The following is a 3,249-nucleotide window of genomic DNA, read 5'->3' on the forward strand; positions in this document are numbered from 1 at the left end:
CGGCCGGCTGCGCGGAGGTCACGGCGTCGTCGATGAGCAGCGGGTCGAGCGCGTCGCGGATGCGGATGGCGTCGGGGACGGAGGGCTCGGCGGTGTCGAGGGCGAGCATCGCGTTGCCGAGGCGGGCGATCGCGGACTGCTCGTCGACGAAGATGCCGCCCCCGGGTCCGGGCTTCATCGTCACGTATCCGCGTGCCTGGGCGAGCGCGAGCGCCTCGTTGAAGGTGCCGACGGACACCCCGCATTCGGTGCGCAGCGTCTCCTTCGTCCCCAGCCGCGTGCCCGCCGCATGGCGCTGGGCGATCGCGATGATCATCGCCGTCGCGGTCTCCGTGCGGCTCGCCGCTGTCCCGGCGGACGTCGCCGCCGCCTCGGCGATCTGCTTCGTCGCAGGCATCGCCACCTCCTTGTCACGTCACCCTTGATTATCCACGATTCACTGCTATCGTAATCATCATAATCATTATATCGATTAGCTCAATGAGGAGTACGGCATGACCGCACAAGGATCCATCTCGGAAATCGGCTACGTCTCCCTGCTCACCAGGGACCTCCACGCCTCGATCTCCAACGCCGTCGACGTCTTCGGTCTCGTCGAGACGGAGTCGACGGCGAAGAAGGCGTTCCTCACCGCGCAGAACAAGCACCACGAGCTCGTCTACACGCAGTCCGACCAGGACGCCGTGGACCACCAGGGGCTCGTCGTCGAGAACTCCGCGGAGCTCGAGGCGATCCGTGCGAAGGTCGACCGCGGCGGGTACACGATCGTCTCCGAGCAGCCGATCGAGGACCACATCGAGGAGGGCTTCGCCTTCGTCGGCCCCGAGGGCTTCACCTGGCAGATCTACACCGAGAAGCTCGACTACAGCATGCTCAAGCGGGGCACGACCGCTCCTGATCGCCTCGGGCACACGAACATCCAGGTCCTCGACGCCCCGGCGCAGACGGAGTTCTTCAAGGACGTCTTCAACTTCGCCGTCTCCGACCAGATCGGCAACGAGCACTTCTTCCTGCGGTGCAACAACGATCACCACGGGGTCGCGATCTTCACGTCGAACAAGACCGGAATCCACCACCACGCATGGCAGGCCGGGAACGTCTACGATCTCGTCCGCCTCGGCGACCGCCTCGCCCGGCGGGGTGCGCGCCTGGCGTGGGGACCGGTGCGCCACGGGGCCGGCGACAACGTCGCCGTCTACTACGTCGAACCGACCGGTGCGGTCATCGAGTACTACTGCGACATGGAGACGATCCGCGACAAGGACCGTCCCGCCCGGCACTGGGACCCCGACGACCTCTACTGGATCAACCAATGGGACGGTCAGGTGCCCGCCGACATCCTCGACCACGGGATCCCCAACCGGCAGCGCTGACCGCCGCCCCATCCACCCTGTCATCAGCTCAACCTGTCACCAACAGAGAAGGACACCCATGAAACTCGCCAACCACAACTCCCGCGCCGTCATCGTCACCGGCGACAACCAGGGCATCGATGTCGCCGCGGCCAGCGACGGCCGGTTCGGCCCCGAGATCCAGGATGTCTACGATCAGTGGGACGACTTCCTCGCCTGGGCGCCCGAGGCGACCGGTGAGACGGTGACCATCGACCCGCAGCAGCTCGGCGCGGTCTCCCCGCGTCCGCTGCAGTCGATGGGCGTGGGACTCAACTACGCCGAGCACGTCACCGAGAGCGGTTTCGACACCCCGGAGAAGCTGCCGCCGGTGTTCCCGAAGTTCCAGTCCTCGCTCACCGGTCCGTTCACGACCGTCAAGCTCGTCGCCGACGGACGGAACGACTGGGAGGCCGAGCTCGTCATCGTCATCGGACGCGAAGCCCACGACATCGCCGAGGGCACCGGATGGGACTACGTCGCCGGCGTCACCGTCGGCCAGGACCTCTCCGAGCGCGCGATCCAGCTCGACGGACCGGCCCCGCAGTTCGGCCTCGGGAAGTCCTACCCCGGCTACTCGCCGACGGGTCCGTGGCTCGTCACCCCCGACGAGCTGCCCAACCGCGACGACCTCGCGATCTCCGATAAGCTCGACGACGAGGTCGTCCAGGACGGTCGCACGAGCCAGATGCTCTTCGACGTGCCCTCGCTCGTCGAGAAGCTCTCGGAGATCCTCACCCTCCATCCCGGCGATGTCATCTTCTCCGGCACCCCGTCGGGCGTGGGCTTCACGCGCGAACCGCCGAAGCTCATCCAGCCGGGGCAGGTCCTCGAGACGACGATCGAGGGCATCGGCACGATCCGCCAGGAGTTCGTCGGCTGAGTCCCGGGTCCGATCGGGTCGGGGCACCGGGTTCGTCCTGATACGAGACGATCGTCCTGACTCCAGAGGTTCGTCCTGACATGAGAGGGGGCGGAGGCGCAGGCCTCCGCCCCCTTCTGCGTGCTCTCTCGACAAACCTGTGCGTGCTCTCTCGAAAAACTGGAACGCTGCGAGGAGAATCTCCGCAGAATTCGAAACCAAGTTGCCTTTGCTCATCTCTCATGCCGAACGAGGTTGTGATCGCTTCGCCCTCGCCCCTATAGTGACGAGCATCGGCGCGAACACCGACGTTCTCGATGCCGACTCGTTTCGACCTGCCGGAGGGTGAGCCATGCGCTATGTAGTCGGACTGACGAAGGACAGCCGGGGCCGCGACGCGATCTCGCTGGCGACGACCCTGGCGCAGTCGCTGGACGACCCCGGTGCGGTCGAGATCGATCTCGTCCACGTCATCAGCGGCGCACACCCGGACGATGCCGCCACTCCTCAGGAGCGGGAGTACCAGCGCCTCAAGGCCGACGAGGCCGAGGAGTGGATGGCGAAGTCCCTCTTCCTCATCCCGAAGACCCTGCGGGCGCGCGCGACGATCCACTTCGCCGACTCGATGGCGGAGGGGATCCTCGAGGTGGCCGCTGTCAGGCGCACCGATCTCATCATCGTCGGAGCGGCCAGTCACGGACCGTTCCGCCGCTTCACCGTGGGATCCGTCGCCAATGCGCTTCTCCACACCGCCACCGCCCCGGTGGCCCTCGCTCCGGCAGGCTACCTGCCGCCCAGCGATCTCACCCGCATCACGTGTGCGCTGGGCACGCGGACCGGCGCCGAGGCGGTGCTCCAGGTGGCCGTCGACTCCGCCGTCCTCCATCGCGTCCCTCTGCGGATCATCTCGCTCGTCTCCCTCGACGCCGTCCCCGCGGCGAACGCCCCCGACAAGCACGCCGAACGCGTGCTCGAGGAGGCATCGGCCAGCGTCGA

At 66.9% G+C, this 3,249-nt stretch carries 3 protein-coding genes and 1 pseudogene; 3 read left to right on the forward strand and 1 reads right to left on the reverse strand.

Annotation, left to right across the window (positions count from 1 at the left end; all coding sequences use genetic code 11):
- A pseudogene (locus tag ABD154_RS11455) lies at positions 1 to 397 on the reverse strand (hypothetical protein); the annotation flags it as partial.
- Between the two features lie 97 nt (positions 398 to 494).
- Here ABD154_RS11455 and ABD154_RS11460 point away from each other — a divergent pair.
- From ABD154_RS11460 to ABD154_RS11470, 3 genes are all read left to right on the forward strand, one after another.
- Entirely contained in the window at positions 495 to 1,373 is an 879-nt protein-coding gene (locus ABD154_RS11460; protein WP_198498309.1) for a VOC family protein, read from the forward strand.
- Positions 1,374 to 1,431: 58 nt separating this feature from the next.
- Positions 1,432 to 2,274, forward strand: coding sequence for a fumarylacetoacetate hydrolase family protein (locus ABD154_RS11465; RefSeq protein WP_198498308.1), 843 nt, complete (start codon positions 1,432 to 1,434; stop codon positions 2,272 to 2,274).
- Between the two features lie 331 nt (positions 2,275 to 2,605).
- Positions 2,606 to 3,249, forward strand: a 644-nt coding sequence (locus ABD154_RS11470; protein WP_344251331.1) for a universal stress protein, incomplete at its 3' end; no start/stop codon positions are given.

The organism is Brevibacterium sanguinis, assembly GCF_039528855.1.
Lineage (GTDB): Bacteria > Actinomycetota > Actinomycetes > Actinomycetales > Brevibacteriaceae > Brevibacterium > Brevibacterium sanguinis.

Bases quoted from the DNA above. Each gene is read 5' to 3' on its own strand.
- ABD154_RS11465 (WP_198498308.1), top strand. From the start codon at position 1,432: ATGAAACTCGCCAACCACAACTCCCGCGCCGTCATCGTCACCGGCGAC.
- ABD154_RS11460 (WP_198498309.1), top strand. From the start codon at position 495: ATGACCGCACAAGGATCCATCTCGGAAATCGGCTACGTCTCCCTGCTC.